We start from the raw sequence: 14,371 nt of genomic DNA, 5'->3' as shown, positions 1-14,371 counted from the left end.
AGGGTCGTCGGGGGGCCAGGCCCACCCGCTCAGGATGCCCCTGTGCGGGTGGACGCGACGTCTACCTGCTGAACGATACAGGTTCCATTCTTAACATTTCGTACCGACGGGGCGACACCGGCAAATGCCCCCGGAGCGAGCGATCAGCGGCTGATGCGCTGCTGGTCGGTCAACGCCTGGCGACTGTCTTCCTGGGCCTTGCGACGCTGGGCCACGGTCAGGCAGACGCTGGTCGGCATGTTGCTGCCGGTCAGGCGCTCGCGGCGGCAGATCATGCGGCTGTCGGCCTGGGCGCGGGTCATGATGGTGTTGACGATCTCCTGCTCGTTGAACAGGTCGTTGCGCTCCTGCGCCGCCAGCTCATCCACCTTCTCGCGGCCATTCATCTTGATCCGGATCCGGTTCAGCGCCTGCTGCACGCGGCTCTTGTCCTCCAGCCCGATCTCGCTGTAGTCCTCGCTGCCCATGGCCGTTTCAACGCGGCGGATCTGTTCGGATACCGGGGTGAAGGAATCCATCTGCACGGTGTCCTTCTGCGCCTTGGCCTGCACGGTGGCCACCAGGCCGAGCGACAGCATCAGGGCGAGCGTAGTGGTGCGGTACATGACGAGCTCCATGTTCGTCCATGAATAGGGTCTCGACTTTACGGTTCCGCCGATGCGTCCACAAGGGACGCACGGCAGGGTGACCGATGGCGACCTGCGACCGGTCCAACCACGGTTACGGCTTGTAGTTGTTGAAGCGCTGGTTGTCGTTGAGCGTCTTGCGGCTGTCTTCCTGCGCCTTGCGGCGCTGGGCCACGGTCAGGCAGACGCTCTGCGGCATGTTGCTGCCGGTGGTGCGCTCGCGGCGGCAGACCATGCGGCTGTCGGCATGGGCGCGGGTCATGATCGTGTTGATCACTTCCTGGTCGTTGAAGATCTGGGTGCGATCCTGCGGGCTGACCTGTTCGATGCGTTCGTGGTCGCCCATCTTGATCTTGATGCGGCCCAGCGCCTGCTGCACGCGGCTCTTGTCTTCCAGCCCGATCTCGCTGTAGTCCTCGCTGTTGATGGCCGCCTCAACGCTGCGGATCTGTTCGGCCACCGGTGCATTGGCGTCGAACTTCACCTGTGCCTTCTCGGGCTTGGCGTGTCCGGTGGTGGCCAGTGCCAGGCCCAGCATCAGGGCGACGGGAATCATGCGCTGCATCGTTACCTCCAGGTTCTTCCATGAGTGGAACATCGATCCTGCGCTGCCGCCGATGCGCCGTCACGGCACGGTCGGCGAGGCCACAGGCCAGTGTGCGCTCAACGCCCGGCGGGCGGTGGGCTGAGCGTGTTGTAGCTGCGCTGGTCGTTGATCAGCGCCTTGCCCTTCTCCTCGATCCGGCGCCGTTCGGCCACGGTCAGGCAGCGGCTCCTGGGCATGTTGCTGCCGGTGGTGCGTTCGTACCTGCAGATCTGCCGGCTGTCGTCATGGCCACGCGCCATCAGGGTGTTGATGCGTTCCTGCTCGTTGAAGACCTCGGCCTGCAACTGCGGCGGCAGTTCCTGCACGGTCTGGCGCTCGCCCAGGTGCTGGCGGATGCGCGACAGCGACTGCTGCACCTGGCCGCGATCCTCGGCAGACAGTTCGGCATAGTCGGGGGCGGCCAGCGCGGTTTCCACCTGGCGCATCTGTTCGGCGACCGAGCCCTGCCGGTCCATCTGTACAGCGGCTTTCTCCGGCTTGGCGGCAACAGCGCCAGACAGGCCCAGCAGCAACGCGATCGTCATGATGCGGTACATCGCCAACCTCCCGATCCATCCCGGAACGAAGGGCCAACTCTACGACCGTCACGCGGCCTCCACAAGAGACCTTGGGCACAGAGCCGACAGGCATAAAAAAGGCCCAGACGGTGAACCCGCCTGGGCCTGAAGTCGTATCCCGATACCGATCCTGCTGAGAGGCAGAGCTGCGGTTCGCTGAAGCCTACGCCGACGCCGATTAAAGCCTCGTTAAAGCCGTGGCTCATCCACCCATGAGAATCACAACCCCATGAATAATCAGGGCTTTTTGATCTTCTCTACGTGTTCGATGATGCGTGTGGCCACGTCGACTCCGCAGGCCGCTTCGATGCCTTCCAGCCCGGGCGTGGAGTTGACCTCCAGCACCAGCGGGCCGCGCGCGGAGCGGATCAGGTCCACGCCGCACACCGACAGGCCGAGCGCCTTGGCCGAACGCACCGCCACCTGCTGCTCGGCACGGCTGGCCTTGGCCGCCACGGCGGTGCCGCCAGCGTGCAGGTTGGAACGGAAATCACCCTCCGGTGCCTGCCGCTGCATCGACGCCACCACCTGGTCGCCGACCACGAAGCAGCGCAGGTCGGCCCCCTTGGCCTCGCCGATGAATTCCTGCATCAGGAAGTTGGCGTACAGACCGCGCAGGGCCTCGACGATGCCGCGCGAGGCACTGGCCTTTTCGGTCAGGATCACGCCACGCCCCTGGGTGCCTTCATTGAGCTTCACCACATGGGGTGGCGGACCGAGCATGGACAGCAGGTCGACGGTGTCATCAGGGTTGTCGCCGAACACGGTGACCGGCATGTCGATGCCCTTGGCCGCCAGCAGCTGGTGCGCCCGCAGCTTGTCGCGCGAACGCAGGATGGCATCGGACGGATTGGGCGTGCGCGCGCCCATCAGTTCGAACTGGCGCAGCACGGCGGTGCCGTAGCGGGTGATGGAGGCACCGATGCGCGGAATGACCATGTCCACGCCGGTCATCGGCCGGCCCTTGTAGTGCATGGAAAAGCCATCGGCGGCGATGCGCATGTAGCAACGCAACGGGTCGAGGATGCGCACGGTATGGCCGCGCGCGCGTGCCGCCTCGACCAGCCGACGGGTGGAATACAGGGAGCTGTTGCGGGACAGGATGGCGAGCTTCATCGCGGAGGGATCGGTCGGCAGGCGCGCAGCATAGCGCGGGCGTGTGGCGGGCGGATGATGCCCGTCGCCGACGATCTCGAGCGTTGTGGGTGAAGCTTCAGCTGTCCCGTTCAGTACTGACCTGGAAGCCACGGGCGGCCTCGCCCAGCGCCGCCACGCAGGCCATCTGCAGGGCGGAATTGCTGAACGCCTGCTGGTAGATCTGCTCGAGCAGTTCCGCGGCCCTGGGACCACCAGCACGCCCGAGCGCGCGCACGGCCTCAAGCTGCTTGTTCGAGCCGACGCCGGCGGAAAGAAAAATCCTGTGGATGCGCTCGACGACGTCGTCCCGGCAGTTCATGGAAGGCAGCTCCTGATCAATATCCGCTCACGCTAGTCGGTCAGCTCCGGCCTGCCCATGGGAAAAGTTTGAAGCGTTACGCGCCATCTCGGCAGCACCGCTTCCGCTTCGGCTGCCAGGGAGCGGGGAGGTTCTGGTCAGGAAACGCCCGTAGCACCTGCACATACAGTCGCCGTCGGGGACACCTGCCGGGCGCCGAGACCTGGGGCCAGCGCGCTCGCGGCGTAGTGAGGCACCCGCGTGAATGGCTGACATAGCGCAGCAGGCCGAACGCCCGCGCCACATGCGCCGCCATCGAATCCCGGCTGGCCCCAGACGCTTGATCAGCGGGCACTGTGGCAATGTTCGGGCACCGCAGGCCCGAACAGTCTGTCCCCACCTCGGTTGGAGATATCCACCGCATGCCGGGCCCTCTCACGCATATCCGACTGGTACTGCGCCAGCGCATTCGAAATGGAGAGCGCGCCACGGTCGGCGTCCAGCATCAGCTCGGCCAGAGCGGCCGCGTCGGCGAGTGCAGTGTTTGCACCCAACCCACCTGCTGGCGTCATCGCGTGGACAGCATCGCCCAGCAGCGTTGCCGGCCCAACCGGCCATGGCACTTCAGGACGCCCACTGCGGATCGGGAGCATCGCGGTGTCCCCGACCTTGCTCTGCTGCAGGATTTCCCGAAGATCGGGGTGCCAGTCATCGGTCGCAGCCACTATCGCCTTGCGGATGTGATCCGGATCCGATCGATGATCCGACGCCACCCCGAAGCGGTCAGCGCGCCCGATCAGGCACCAATAGAGGTAGTCAGGTGTGGGCGTGACGCTGCAGCTGAGGTGAGCGCAGGCATGCTCCAGGAAGTGCCGGTCAAACTGCATCTGATCGAAGATGGCGGCGAATCTGTCTGCAAAGACGATAGTGGTTCCTTCGAGACGTGAAGGGTTGCCGCCCAACCGGTCCAGATCTACTTTCCCGTAAATGCAGACTGCGCCGGTATCCACCGGCTGCGCATCCGGCGCCAGCTGGGAGCGGACCCGAGAATTGACACCGTCCGCGCCTACCAGCACGTCACATGTCGACGCAGGACCACCGGACCGGAAACGCACTTCGGCCCTGCCATCGCTGGTCAATGCGTAGCGATCGAATGCGCGATCGAAATGGACACGGTCTTCGATCCCGCACATCAGGATCTCGCGCAGGGTGCGTCGATTGACGCTTACGTCCCCGCCCCCCTGTGCGCCATCGTCCACGCTGTCGGCCGAGCGCCAGCTATCGGGCTTGCGGCCCGGTGCAGGCAGCAAACCTGGCGTGAGAAAGCGGCCTGATGTCGCCGTTGTCGAAACGGTTCCGCGGAAGAGATCGTACAGTTCTGGGGAGAGCGTTCGCGCCAGGGCCCGTTGACCCTCGGCGTCGATCCGGATGCGATAGCCCTGTGGCCGCGAGTTGAGCGTCTTGTCCGCCTCGAACACGTCGAATGCAACCCCGCCGCGCTTCAGCGCCTGCGCCAGCGCCAGACCACCCAGACCGGCGCCGATGATGCTCACATGGATTCTGCTCACGGATTCTCCTGATAGTGGCCCCTCGGTTGCAGCTCGATGCCAGAGCCACGAGGTGATGGCTGAAGGGTTGCACGCGCACCGCATAGCCAAGTAACGTCATTCGGACCACAAATAGTGAAATTCGGCCAGCATGAGCAATGGCGTTACAGGCAGCACGGCAGACTTCAGTGAGATGCCTGACGGCCCGCTTCTCGTTGGCCTCAGGGGAGACGACAGCCCGGCACATGAGTTCCGGCTGGGAACGCGCGAATACGACTGGCACCAGCATGTGCGTGGCCAGTTGTTCTGTGTTGAAACCGGGTTGATCCAGGTCAATACACCGCGGGGCTCCTGGCTTCTTCCTCCCTATCGCGCAGGGTGGATACCACCCGGTGTGCGTCATGAGGTTCGCGTGAGTGGCGCGCTGAGTGGCTGGACGTTGCTGATGGCGCCCTCGTTCTGCAGCAACCTCCCTGCAACACCCTGCGTTGTCGCAATCAGTGACGTGCTGCGGGCACTGGCGCAGAGGACCACGGAATGGGACAAGCGCGCTTCGTTGACGCCTGAGCAGGAGCGCATCGCCACAGTCATTCAAGACGAAATCCGTCGGGCTCCGCACGAGTCCTTGCATGTGCCGATGCCCAGGGACCCCCGCCTTCTTCGCGTGGCCCGCGCTGTCCTGCGGGATCCGGGAAATCCCCGTACCCTCGAGGCGTGGGCATCGTCCGGGGCAATGTCATCGCGCACCCTGCGCCGCCTGACGCTTGCTGAGACCGGATTGAGTTTCGGCCAGTGGCGGCAACAGGTGAAGCTGATGCACGGTCTGGAGATGCTCGCGCGGGGCGTCCCGGTGGCGGAGGTTTCGGATGTTCTTGGCTATTCTTCGCCAAGCAACTTCATTGCGATGTTCCGCAGAGCCTTTGGCGATTCTCCGGCGCGCTACTTCTCCAGCAGAAATCAGCATGGCGCCTTCCGCTGACGGTATGCGACCCACTGCATAAACGGGTCGTGCCCGGCATGCAATGGGACCTTGCGCTTCAGGAAGAGTGCTGACGTCAGTACCGACGTCACGGCTGCCGACGCTTCAAGGCGTGGCGGGATTGGAGCGGGCGATGGGAATCGAACCCACGTCAGTAGCTTGGGAAGCTACAGCTCTACCATTGAGCTACGCCCGCAGTGCGCGGTGAAAGTCTATGCGGTTGGGCCAGTGTTGCGCAATGGCAGCATGCCGCAATGGGGTCAGAGCCGTTTCCTGGCGGAAACGGATCCGACCCCTGGCGCAACAGGTCAGAGCCCTTTCCTAGGCGGAAAGGGCTCCGACCCCGGCGGTTGCTGCTTAGAACGTGCCGCTGAAGTTGGCGAACAGGGTGGCATCCTGCGCGCGCTTCTGGCCGGTCGACGCGCTCAGGCCGAAGTTGCTCTGCAGGCCGAACAGTTCGGTGCGGGCACCCAGCACGACGGTGGCGTAGTTCTTGTCGAACTTCAGGCCCGGCACGCGGTAGCTGCCCAGTTCCGGCAGGGTCTGCAGCCAGGCGCTGGCCTGCTTGGTGTCCTCGAACTCGTGATCGTAGGTCACCTGGGCGTACGGCTTGAGGGTGCCGCCATCGAAGCGGGCCTGCCAGCCGATGCGGCCGACGGTCGAATCGACGTTCTGGCGGTCGTAGCCCAGTGCGGTGGCCAGGGTGCCAGCCGCAGCACTTTCGGTGTAACCGTCGATCTTCACCTTCTGCCAGATCACCGAGGCGATCGGGCCGTGGCGGAAGCCGCCTTCGGTGCCGAACTCGTAACCGGCGTTCAGGGCCGCGGTCAGGTTGCTGCCGTCCGGCGAACCACCATGCTCGCGGGTGGCCGGGCCCAGCTGGACCTTGCGGTTCACGTCATAGGACAGCCAGGTGTAGCTGACCTGGCCGTTCACCCAGATGCGGTCGCCATACCAGCCGGCGAACAGACCGGCGGTGGTGTCCTTCTGGGTGAAGTCGCCACGGCTGTTGCCTAAGTCGGCGTTGAGGCGGCCGAAGCCGGCGAAACCGCCGAACACCATGCCATCGCGGGCCCAGTCGATACCGAACAGGCCGGCCGGGGCCAGCCCGTCGTACAGGTCGGCGTGGTCGTAGCGCTGCAGGTCACCGCGCACGCCACCCCACCAGGACAGGCCGTCAGCCGCACGACCACCCAGGTGCATGCTGACCTGGTCGGCGCGCGAGCGGCCGATGGTCTGCGCCGAGTGGCTCAGTACCTGCTGCAGGCGCGGCGCTTCCAGCACCGACACGGCGTACTGGCCCAGCAGCTGATGGCCGGCGGTGGTTGGATGCACGCCATCGGCGAACAGGTAGGTGTTGGCCGCATCCGGGCTGACGTAGCTGGTCGGGTTGCAGGTCAGGATGCTCTGCGTCGAGTTGGCCGGATCGATCCTGCAGGCGGTGCTGGTGACGTTGGTGAAGCCGTACATGCCCGGGTTGGCGGCGACTTCGCCCAGCACGGTGAAGGTATCAAGCGGGATGAACTCGATGCCGGCCTGCTTCAGGCCGCCGTACAGCGCCTTGTTGTAGCCGGCCGACAGCGCGGTGGCGGCGGCGGCATTCGGACCACGGAAGGCCGGGGTCAGGCCGACGTTGGGCAGGTTCGGCACCAGCACGTACTCGGCACCGGCCTGCTTCAGCGCGCCGACCAGGGCGATCTGATCGGTGACGGCGGCGCCGATGATGGCCTGTGCCTGCGCCGGCGCAGCGGCGGCCGCGAACAGGTCATTGGCACCGCCCCACACCGTGTACAGGACGTTGACGTCAGCCTTGCCGCCATTGGCAGCCAGATAACGCGCCGCCTGCGACTTCAGCGACGGGATGGTTCCCATCGGGCTCGCCACGTCCACGCCGACGCGGGCACCGCCGACTGCATAGTTGTCACCGCTCTGGCCGTTGCCGTTGGCGGCGCCATTAAGGCCGTAGTAGTTGGCGACCTGCTGCGCCCACACCCAACCCGGGTTGGTGGTGAACTGGCCGGTCACCGGACGCACATCGGCCGGCAGCAGCGGGCGGAAATAGCCGGCGTCGGTCAGGCTGTCGCCGAAGAACACGGCCTTGGAATACGGGGATTCGCCTGCCATGGCCGGAACCGCGGCCAGCGCGATCGCGGCCGCCATCAGGGAGCGGATCGGGCGTTTGCTGAGCAGCATGTAAGAAACTCCTGTGGGGATATCGTTGAGAACCCGGCGCACGTACGCCGGCGCACGGTGAATGGTTTCACTGCGCCGCGTTTTGCTCACGCTGCGCCGCCGCATGGATTGTCGCCCGGCAGCGCCGGACAACGCTGTGCCGGGGCTGGCGGCCGAGGCAATTTGCAAGGGTTCCGATCCGCGCAGGCCATAGGCGACAATGCGGTGATGAACATCCAGCTCAACGGCGAACCCCGTACCCTGCCCGCCTCGGCGACCCTCCACGACCTGCTGCAGGCCGAGCAGCTGCTGCAACGCCGGGTCGCGGTCGAGGTCAACGGCGAGATCGTCAGCCGCAGCCGCCATGGCGAGCACGTGCTGGCCGAGGGCGACGTGGTGGAGATCGTGCACGCGCTGGGTGGGGGCTGAGACCTATCCGCGCAGTGCTGGCCGCTGGCCGGCAATCCGACGCTGTCAGGCACCCTGCATTTGCCGGCCAGCGGCCGGCACTACCCATACCGATCTGCGGCCGGCACGCCATTGCGTGACCCCATCTTCAGGCGGATAAGCGATAATCGCGCCATGAACGTTCATGTCTCCCCCGATTCGCTGGTAATCGCCGGCAAGACCTATGGCTCGCGGCTGCTGACCGGCACCGGCAAGTTCAAGGACCTGGAAGAAACCCGCCTGGCGACCGAGGCCGCGGGTGCCCAGATCGTCACCGTGGCCATCCGCCGCACCAACATCGGGCAGAACCCGGGCGAGCCGAACCTGCTGGACGTGCTGCCGCCGGAACGCTTCACCATCCTGCCCAACACCGCCGGCTGCTACACCGCCGAAGACGCCGTGCGTACGTGCCGCCTGGCCCGTGAGCTGCTGGACGGCCACAACCTGACCAAGCTGGAAGTGCTGGGCGACCAGAAGACCCTGTACCCGGACGTGATGCAGACCCTCAAGGCTGCCGAGCAGCTGGTCAAGGACGGTTTCGAGGTGATGGTCTATACCTCCGACGACCCGATCCTGGCCAAGCGCCTGGAGGAGATCGGCTGCGCTGCGGTGATGCCGCTGGCCGCGCCGATCGGTTCGGGCCTGGGCATCCAGAACAAGTACAACCTGCTGCAGATCATCGAAGACGCCAAGGTGCCGATCATCGTTGATGCCGGCGTGGGTACCGCGTCGGACGCGGCGATCGCGATGGAGCTGGGCTGCGACGGCGTGCTGATGAACACCGCCATTGCCGGTGCGCGCAGCCCGGTGCTGATGGCCAGCGCGATGCGCAAGGCGGTCGAGGCCGGCCGCGAGGCGTTCCTGGCCGGACGCATCCCGCGCAAGCGCTACGCCAGCGCTTCTTCGCCAGTGGACGGGCTGATCGGCTGATGACCAATCCTTTCGACAGCGCCGGTTCCAAGGCCCCGCCCAAGCCCTTCACCGTGAACGAGGGTCGCCGCGAGGTGCGCAGCTTCGTGTTGCGCCAGGGCCGTTTCACTCCCGCCCAGCAGCGCGCGTTCGACGAACGCTGGCCGCGCTTCGGCCTCGACTACACCGGCCAGCCGCGTGACCTGGACGCCACCTTCGGCCGCCCGGCACACAAGGTGCTGGAGATCGGCTTCGGCAATGGTGCTGCGCTGCGCTTCGCTGCCCAGCACGACCCATCGCGCGACTACATCGGCATTGAAGTGCACGCCCCGGGCGTGGGCCGGCTGCTGAACGCGCTGGCCGAGGACAATGCCGACCACGTGCGCCTGTACCACCACGACGCAGTGGAAGTGCTGCAGAACGAGATCGCCGACGGCGCGCTTGATGAAGTGCGCATCTACTTCCCGGACCCGTGGCACAAGAAGCGCCACAACAAGCGCCGCCTGCTGCAGCCGGCATTCGCCGAACTGCTGGTGCGCAAGCTGCGCCCGGGGGGCCGCCTGCACTGTGCGACCGACTGGGAAGACTACGCCGAGCAGATGTGGGACGTGCTCGACGCCACCGCCGGCCTGGTCAACCGCGCCGGCCCGCGGGGCAGCGTGCCGCGCCCGGACTGGCGCCCGCAGACCCACTTCGAGACCCGCGGCCAGAAACTCGGCCATGGCGTCTGGGACCTGCTGTACGACCGCACCTGACGATCGCCTGAGGACGCCGCGCCCCACATGGATACCGCGCTGACGCTGACCAACGACATGAAGCTCGTGCTCGGGCTGGTCGGCTTCACGATGGCGATGTTCCTGTTCGAGCGCATCCGCGCCGACGTGGTCGCGCTGGTGGTGCTGGTGGTGCTCGGTGTCACCGGCCTGATCGCGCCGGAGGAGATCTTCGGCGGTTTCTCCGGTAACGCGGTGATGAGCATCATCGCCACCACCATCCTCGGTGCGGGCCTGGACCGCACCGGGGCGCTGAACCGGTTGGCGGCCTGGCTGCTGCGGCGCGGCCACGGCGTCGAACAACGGCTGCTGATGATGACTACCGCCATCGCCGGCCTGAATTCGTCCTTCATGCAGAACCCGTCGGTGATGGCGCTGTACCTGCCGGTCGCCTCGCGGCTGGCGGCGCGCACGGGCCTGACGATGCAGCGCCTGCTGCTGCCGATCTCGGCGGCGATCGTGATGGGCGGCGCGCTGACCATGGTCGGCAATTCGCCGCTGATCCTGCTGAACGATCTGCTGGCCTCGGCCAACAACAACCTGCCTTCCGGCCTGGCCACCATCGAGCCGCTGCGCATGTTCGCGCCGCTGCCGATCGGCGCGGCGTTGCTGATCGCTTCGTTGCTGTACTTCCGCTACTACGGCGACCGCAAGCTGATCGAAGAGGAAAGCCTGGTCAATGACGGGGTCACCCCGGCACGCACCGAGAGCTACTTCGCCAAGACCTATGGCATCGAAGGCGATGTATTCGAGCTGGTGGTGACCGCCGAGAGCCCGCTGGTGGGCATGACCCTGGGCGAGGCCGAGACCCTGCACGATGCGCCGCTGCTGCTGGCGCTGAAGACTGGCAACGACACCCGCCTGGCGCCGCCGGCGGAGATGCGCATCTGGGTCGGCAGCGTGCTTGGTGCGATGGGACCGCGCCAGCAGATCAGCGACTTCGCGCAGAACCAGTTCCTGCGCATGTCCTCGCGCCTGAAGCACCTGGGTGACCTGTTCAACCCCAGCCGCGCCGGCATTTCCGAGGCGGTGGTGCCACCGACCTCGAACGTGATCGGCAAGAGTGCGGCCGATCTGCGCCTGCGCAAGGAGCGCGGCATCAGCCTGCTGGCGATCAACCGCGACAAGCAGGTGATCCGCGAAGACGTGCGCGACGTGCAGCTGCGCGCCGGCGACATGCTGGTGTTCCACAGCATCTGGACCGACCTGGCGCAGGCCGCTCGCAGCCGCGACTTCGTGGTGGTGACCGACTACCCGACCGGCGAGCAGCGCCCGCACAAGTTCAAGATTGCGATGGCGATCTTCGCGCTGACCATCCTGATCGCGCTGACCAGCAAGCTGCCGGTGGCGCTGACGCTGATGACCGGCGTGGCCGGCATGCTGCTGACCGGCGTGCTGCGCATGGACGAGGCGTATGCCTCGATCAACTGGAAGACGGTGTTCATGATGGCCGGGCTGATTCCGCTCGGCTGGGCGATGGACTCCAGCGGCGCGGCTGCGTGGGTGGCCGGCCATACCATCGACAAGCTGCCGACCGGCATTCCGGTGTGGGTACTGGAGGTGGCGCTGGCGCTGCTGACCACGGCGTTCTCGCTGGTGATCAGCCATGTGGGTGCGACCATCGTGATGGTGCCGATCGCGGTGAACCTGGCGCTGGCGGCGGGGGGCAACCCGACCGCGTTCGCGCTGATCGTGGCGCTGTCGGCGTCCAACAACCTGATGACGGCCTCCAACCCGGTGATCTCGATGATCACTGGCCCGGCCAACTACACCCCGCGCGAGATGTGGCGGGTCGGCGGCCCACTGTCGCTGATCTACACCTGCGTGGTGGTACTGATGATCAACCTGATGTTCTGAGGGTTGGGGTTTGTTGGCAGGGCTGCGCCCTGCACCCCGGTAGTGCCGGCCGCTGGCCGGCAACCTCAACAGCAAAAGCCTGCATTGCGCGGGATGGATTTCTGAGATCCTCCAGAACGGCGTCGTGCATCGCTTTGGTAGGTGTCGACCTTGGTCGACACGGCTTTTGTAGAGTCGAGCCGTGCTCGACTGCTTCTGGCTTCAAGCCAGATAGACCTGCCCGTCGCGTACGTCCACCGGCACCGCACGCAGGCGGTCGCCCTTGCACGGGCCGGCGATGCAATCGCCGCCGTCCAGCGTGAACGAGGCGCCGTGCGCGGCGCATACCAGGTGGCCCTCGCGGCTCTTGAGGAACTGCCCCGGCGCCCAGTCCAGGCGGCGGCCGGCGTGCGGGCAGATGTTCAGGAACGCACGCACCTGCGCGCCGTCGCGGTACAGCACCAGCGATTCGGCATCGCCATCGACCACCGCTTCGACCTCGGCAAACGCACCATCGGCAATGGCATCAAGGGCGATCAGGGCAGCAGCGATAGTCATGGCGGAGGCTCGGACGGTAAACCGGAATTGTCGCATGCCTGCTCAGGTGACTGGCTGCGACATGAACACAAGTCATTGATCCGTAATAAGCACAGGCTATATTTAACGAGTTTTTCACTCAATGACAGTGGCGCGTCCCGATACTCTGGTTTCGCTGATCCCAGCCTATCGAGCCGCCATGTTCAATCGCGCATCCGCCTTCAACCAGTTCCGCACCCTGTTCGCGCCGCGCAAGCCGCGTCACCCGCTGGTGCGCGTTGCCGTGGGCCTGCTCGGCCTGGCGATCCTGGCCGCGATGGTGTTCATCGGCGTCTTTGTTGGTGCGGCGATGATCCTGGTCGGCCTGGCGTGGAAGCTGCTGGCTTCGCGCAAGCCGGGCGTTGCGCGTCCGGTTGACCCGACCGTGGTTGAAGGCGAGTACCGCGTGGTGCGCAAGCCGGTGTTGCCGGCCTCGCGCTGATCCAGGCCTTCCGCGCCCGCTGACGGCGGGCGCCATGCGTTCTAGACTGCGGGCACGCCCTTCCTGGATGCCCGCATGTCCGATGTCTCCGATGTGATCCCTGCCGTAGCCCAGCCGCGTGTGCCGGTAGCCGGTGGTGGCAGTTTCCCCGTGCACCGCATCTACTGCGTCGGCCGCAATTTCGCCGACCACGCCCGCGAAATGGGTGCCGCGGTGCCGGCGGCCGATGACCGTGGCCGCCCGATGTTCTTCAGCAAGCCGGCCGACGCCATCGTGGTCGGCCACGACGATGCCATCCCCTATCCGCCAGCAACCGCCAACCTGCATCACGAAGTGGAACTGGTGGTGGCGATCGGACGCGATGCGCCCGCAGGCGAGCTGGCCGTGGCCGACGCCGATGCGCTGGTCTATGGCTACGCCGTCGGCCTGGACCTGACCCGCCGCGACCTGCAGGCCGCGGCCAAGGACAAGGGCCACCCGTGGGACGCGGCCAAGGGCTTCGATGCCTCCGCGCCGATCAGCGAAATCGTCCACGCCGAGGAAGTCGGCGACCTGGCCGCGCTGAACCTGTCGCTGGAGGTCAATGGCGAAGTGCGCCAGCAGGCACTGCTCGACCAGATGATCTGGAACGTGCCGGAGATCCTGCATGAGCTGTCCAAGCTGTGGCAGCTGCGTGCCGGCGACCTGGTGTTCATGGGCACCCCGTCCGGGGTGGCTGCGTTGAAGCCCGGCGACCGTTTCAGTGCCCGCCTGGAAAACGTGGCAGAGCGCCACGGCGTGATCGCCGGCTGACATCACCTGCGCTACCCTGCGCGCTGTCCACTTCCCCACCGGAGAAAAACAACAATGGGAATGCTCACCGAGTTCAAGGAATTTGCCATGCGCGGCAACGTCATCGACCTCGCCGTCGGCGTGGTGATCGGCGCAGCCTTCGGCAAGATCGTGACGGCGCTGGTCGAGAAGATCATCATGCCGCCGCTGGGCTACCTGATCGGGCGCGTGGATTTCTCCAGCCTGGCCTGGACGTTGTCGCCAGCCCGGCTCGGACCGGATGGCAAGGAGATCCCGGCGGTGGTGGTTGGCTACGGCGACTTCATCAACACCGTCATCCAGTTCGTGATCGTGGCTTTCGCGATCTTCATCGTGGTCAAGGCGATCAACCGACTGTCGCGGAAGAAGGAAGCTGCCCCGGCGGCGCCGGCCGAAGAAGTGGTGCTGCTGCGCGAGATCCGCGACAGCCTGAAGAAATAAGGCCGCAAAACGGTAGTGCCGGCCGCTGGCCGGCAACATCGGGACATGCGGGAGCCGGCCAGCGGCCGGCATTACCGCGACCGCACGAAAGCCCCGCCCCGGCGGGGCTTTCGCTTTGCCGGTCATGGCGGAAAACAGCATCCGCGCCAGCCATGACCTCCCGCCCATGCGCCGGGCTGAACGACTGTTAAGCTCCAAGGCTTAGGTCCCTTCC

16 protein-coding genes and 1 tRNA gene are annotated in these 14,371 nt (G+C 66.0%); 8 read left to right on the top strand and 9 right to left on the bottom strand.

The features are described 5' to 3' along the window. Nucleotides 1-143: 143 nt before the first annotated feature. The 6 genes from KXV01_RS14985 to KXV01_RS14960 all read right to left on the bottom strand — a co-directional run bounded on the left by KXV01_RS14985 (nucleotide 144) and on the right by KXV01_RS14960 (nucleotide 4,793). The gene (locus KXV01_RS14985) at nucleotides 144-605 is read right to left on the bottom strand and encodes a hypothetical protein (RefSeq protein WP_049438355.1); all 462 of its coding nucleotides are present in this window, start codon (nucleotides 603-605) and stop codon (nucleotides 144-146) included. A gap of 115 nt (nucleotides 606-720) precedes the next feature. Next, complete coding sequence (locus KXV01_RS14980; protein ID WP_049412683.1) at nucleotides 721-1,191, bottom strand: hypothetical protein; 471 nt, start codon at nucleotides 1,189-1,191, stop codon at nucleotides 721-723. Nucleotides 1,192-1,289: 98 nt separating this feature from the next. After that, entirely contained in the window at nucleotides 1,290-1,769 is a 480-nt protein-coding gene (locus tag KXV01_RS14975) for a hypothetical protein (RefSeq protein ID WP_262257672.1), read from the bottom strand. Between the two features lie 258 nt (nucleotides 1,770-2,027). Then, entirely contained in the window at nucleotides 2,028-2,906 is an 879-nt protein-coding gene (gene rimK, locus KXV01_RS14970; RefSeq protein WP_005418651.1) for a 30S ribosomal protein S6--L-glutamate ligase, read from the bottom strand. Nucleotides 2,907-3,003: 97 nt separating this feature from the next. Further along, a complete protein-coding gene (locus KXV01_RS14965; protein WP_099495941.1) occupies nucleotides 3,004-3,246 on the bottom strand; it encodes a hypothetical protein in 243 nt (80 codons plus the stop codon). 323 nt (nucleotides 3,247-3,569) lie between these two features. After that, on the bottom strand, nucleotides 3,570-4,793 hold the full coding sequence (locus tag KXV01_RS14960; RefSeq protein WP_111096913.1) for an FAD-dependent monooxygenase: 1,224 nt from the start codon (nucleotides 4,791-4,793) through the stop codon (nucleotides 3,570-3,572). 130 nt (nucleotides 4,794-4,923) lie between these two features. Here KXV01_RS14960 and KXV01_RS14955 point away from each other — a divergent pair, with 130 nt between their 5' ends. Then, nucleotides 4,924-5,751, top strand: coding sequence for a helix-turn-helix transcriptional regulator (locus tag KXV01_RS14955; protein ID WP_049439043.1), 828 nt, complete (start codon nucleotides 4,924-4,926; stop codon nucleotides 5,749-5,751). Nucleotides 5,752-5,873: 122 nt separating this feature from the next. Here the strand turns inward: KXV01_RS14955 and KXV01_RS14950 are convergent. Further along, nucleotides 5,874-5,947: transfer RNA gene (locus KXV01_RS14950), tRNA-Gly, on the bottom strand. Nucleotides 5,948-6,108: 161 nt separating this feature from the next. Then, nucleotides 6,109-7,944: an autotransporter domain-containing protein gene (locus tag KXV01_RS14945; protein ID WP_263467894.1), complete on the bottom strand. Its 1,836-nt coding sequence runs from the start codon at nucleotides 7,942-7,944 to the stop codon at nucleotides 6,109-6,111. Between the two features lie 207 nt (nucleotides 7,945-8,151). Here KXV01_RS14945 and thiS point away from each other — a divergent pair, with 207 nt between their 5' ends. The 4 genes from thiS to KXV01_RS14925 all read left to right on the top strand — a co-directional run bounded on the left by thiS (nucleotide 8,152) and on the right by KXV01_RS14925 (nucleotide 11,909). Continuing rightward, nucleotides 8,152-8,352 carry a sulfur carrier protein ThiS gene (gene thiS, locus KXV01_RS14940; protein ID WP_005418796.1) on the top strand — a complete coding sequence of 67 codons (201 nt, stop codon included), beginning with the start codon at nucleotides 8,152-8,154 and terminating at the stop codon, nucleotides 8,350-8,352. Nucleotides 8,353-8,505: 153 nt separating this feature from the next. Beyond that, nucleotides 8,506-9,300 carry a thiazole synthase gene (locus KXV01_RS14935; RefSeq protein ID WP_005418798.1) on the top strand — a complete coding sequence of 265 codons (795 nt, stop codon included), beginning with the start codon at nucleotides 8,506-8,508 and terminating at the stop codon, nucleotides 9,298-9,300. After that, nucleotides 9,300-10,034 carry a tRNA (guanosine(46)-N7)-methyltransferase TrmB gene (trmB, locus tag KXV01_RS14930; protein WP_049412694.1) on the top strand — a complete coding sequence of 245 codons (735 nt, stop codon included), beginning with the start codon at nucleotides 9,300-9,302 and terminating at the stop codon, nucleotides 10,032-10,034. Before KXV01_RS14935 ends, trmB begins: the two co-directional genes overlap by 1 nt. A 27-nt stretch (nucleotides 10,035-10,061) precedes the next feature. Then, on the top strand, nucleotides 10,062-11,909 hold the full coding sequence (locus KXV01_RS14925; RefSeq protein WP_111096915.1) for an SLC13 family permease: 1,848 nt from the start codon (nucleotides 10,062-10,064) through the stop codon (nucleotides 11,907-11,909). A 201-nt stretch (nucleotides 11,910-12,110) separates the two neighbouring features. On the opposite strand, the gene KXV01_RS14920 is transcribed toward KXV01_RS14925, so the two are convergent. Continuing rightward, nucleotides 12,111-12,446 (bottom strand): Rieske (2Fe-2S) protein, encoded by a 336-nt coding sequence (locus KXV01_RS14920; RefSeq protein WP_049412696.1) that lies wholly within the window; start codon nucleotides 12,444-12,446, stop codon nucleotides 12,111-12,113. Between the two features lie 178 nt (nucleotides 12,447-12,624). Here KXV01_RS14920 and KXV01_RS14915 point away from each other — a divergent pair, with 178 nt between their 5' ends. The 3 genes from KXV01_RS14915 (at nucleotide 12,625) to mscL (ending at nucleotide 14,157) form a co-directional block, all read left to right on the top strand. After that, the gene (locus KXV01_RS14915; protein WP_005410817.1) at nucleotides 12,625-12,906 is read left to right on the top strand and encodes a hypothetical protein; all 282 of its coding nucleotides are present in this window, start codon (nucleotides 12,625-12,627) and stop codon (nucleotides 12,904-12,906) included. Between the two features lie 75 nt (nucleotides 12,907-12,981). Next, nucleotides 12,982-13,698: a fumarylacetoacetate hydrolase family protein gene (locus KXV01_RS14910; protein WP_049412698.1), complete on the top strand. Its 717-nt coding sequence runs from the start codon at nucleotides 12,982-12,984 to the stop codon at nucleotides 13,696-13,698. A gap of 54 nt (nucleotides 13,699-13,752) precedes the next feature. Then, nucleotides 13,753-14,157 (top strand): large-conductance mechanosensitive channel protein MscL, encoded by a 405-nt coding sequence (gene mscL / locus KXV01_RS14905; RefSeq protein WP_005418809.1) that lies wholly within the window; start codon nucleotides 13,753-13,755, stop codon nucleotides 14,155-14,157. Nucleotides 14,158-14,371 lie beyond the last annotated feature (214 nt).

The organism is Stenotrophomonas sp. Ps181 (assembly GCF_025697425.1).
Taxonomy (GTDB): domain Bacteria; phylum Pseudomonadota; class Gammaproteobacteria; order Xanthomonadales; family Xanthomonadaceae; genus Stenotrophomonas; species Stenotrophomonas sepilia.
Note: the sequence above shows the minus strand (reverse complement) of the source record. Positions and strands in the feature narration are given on the sequence as shown.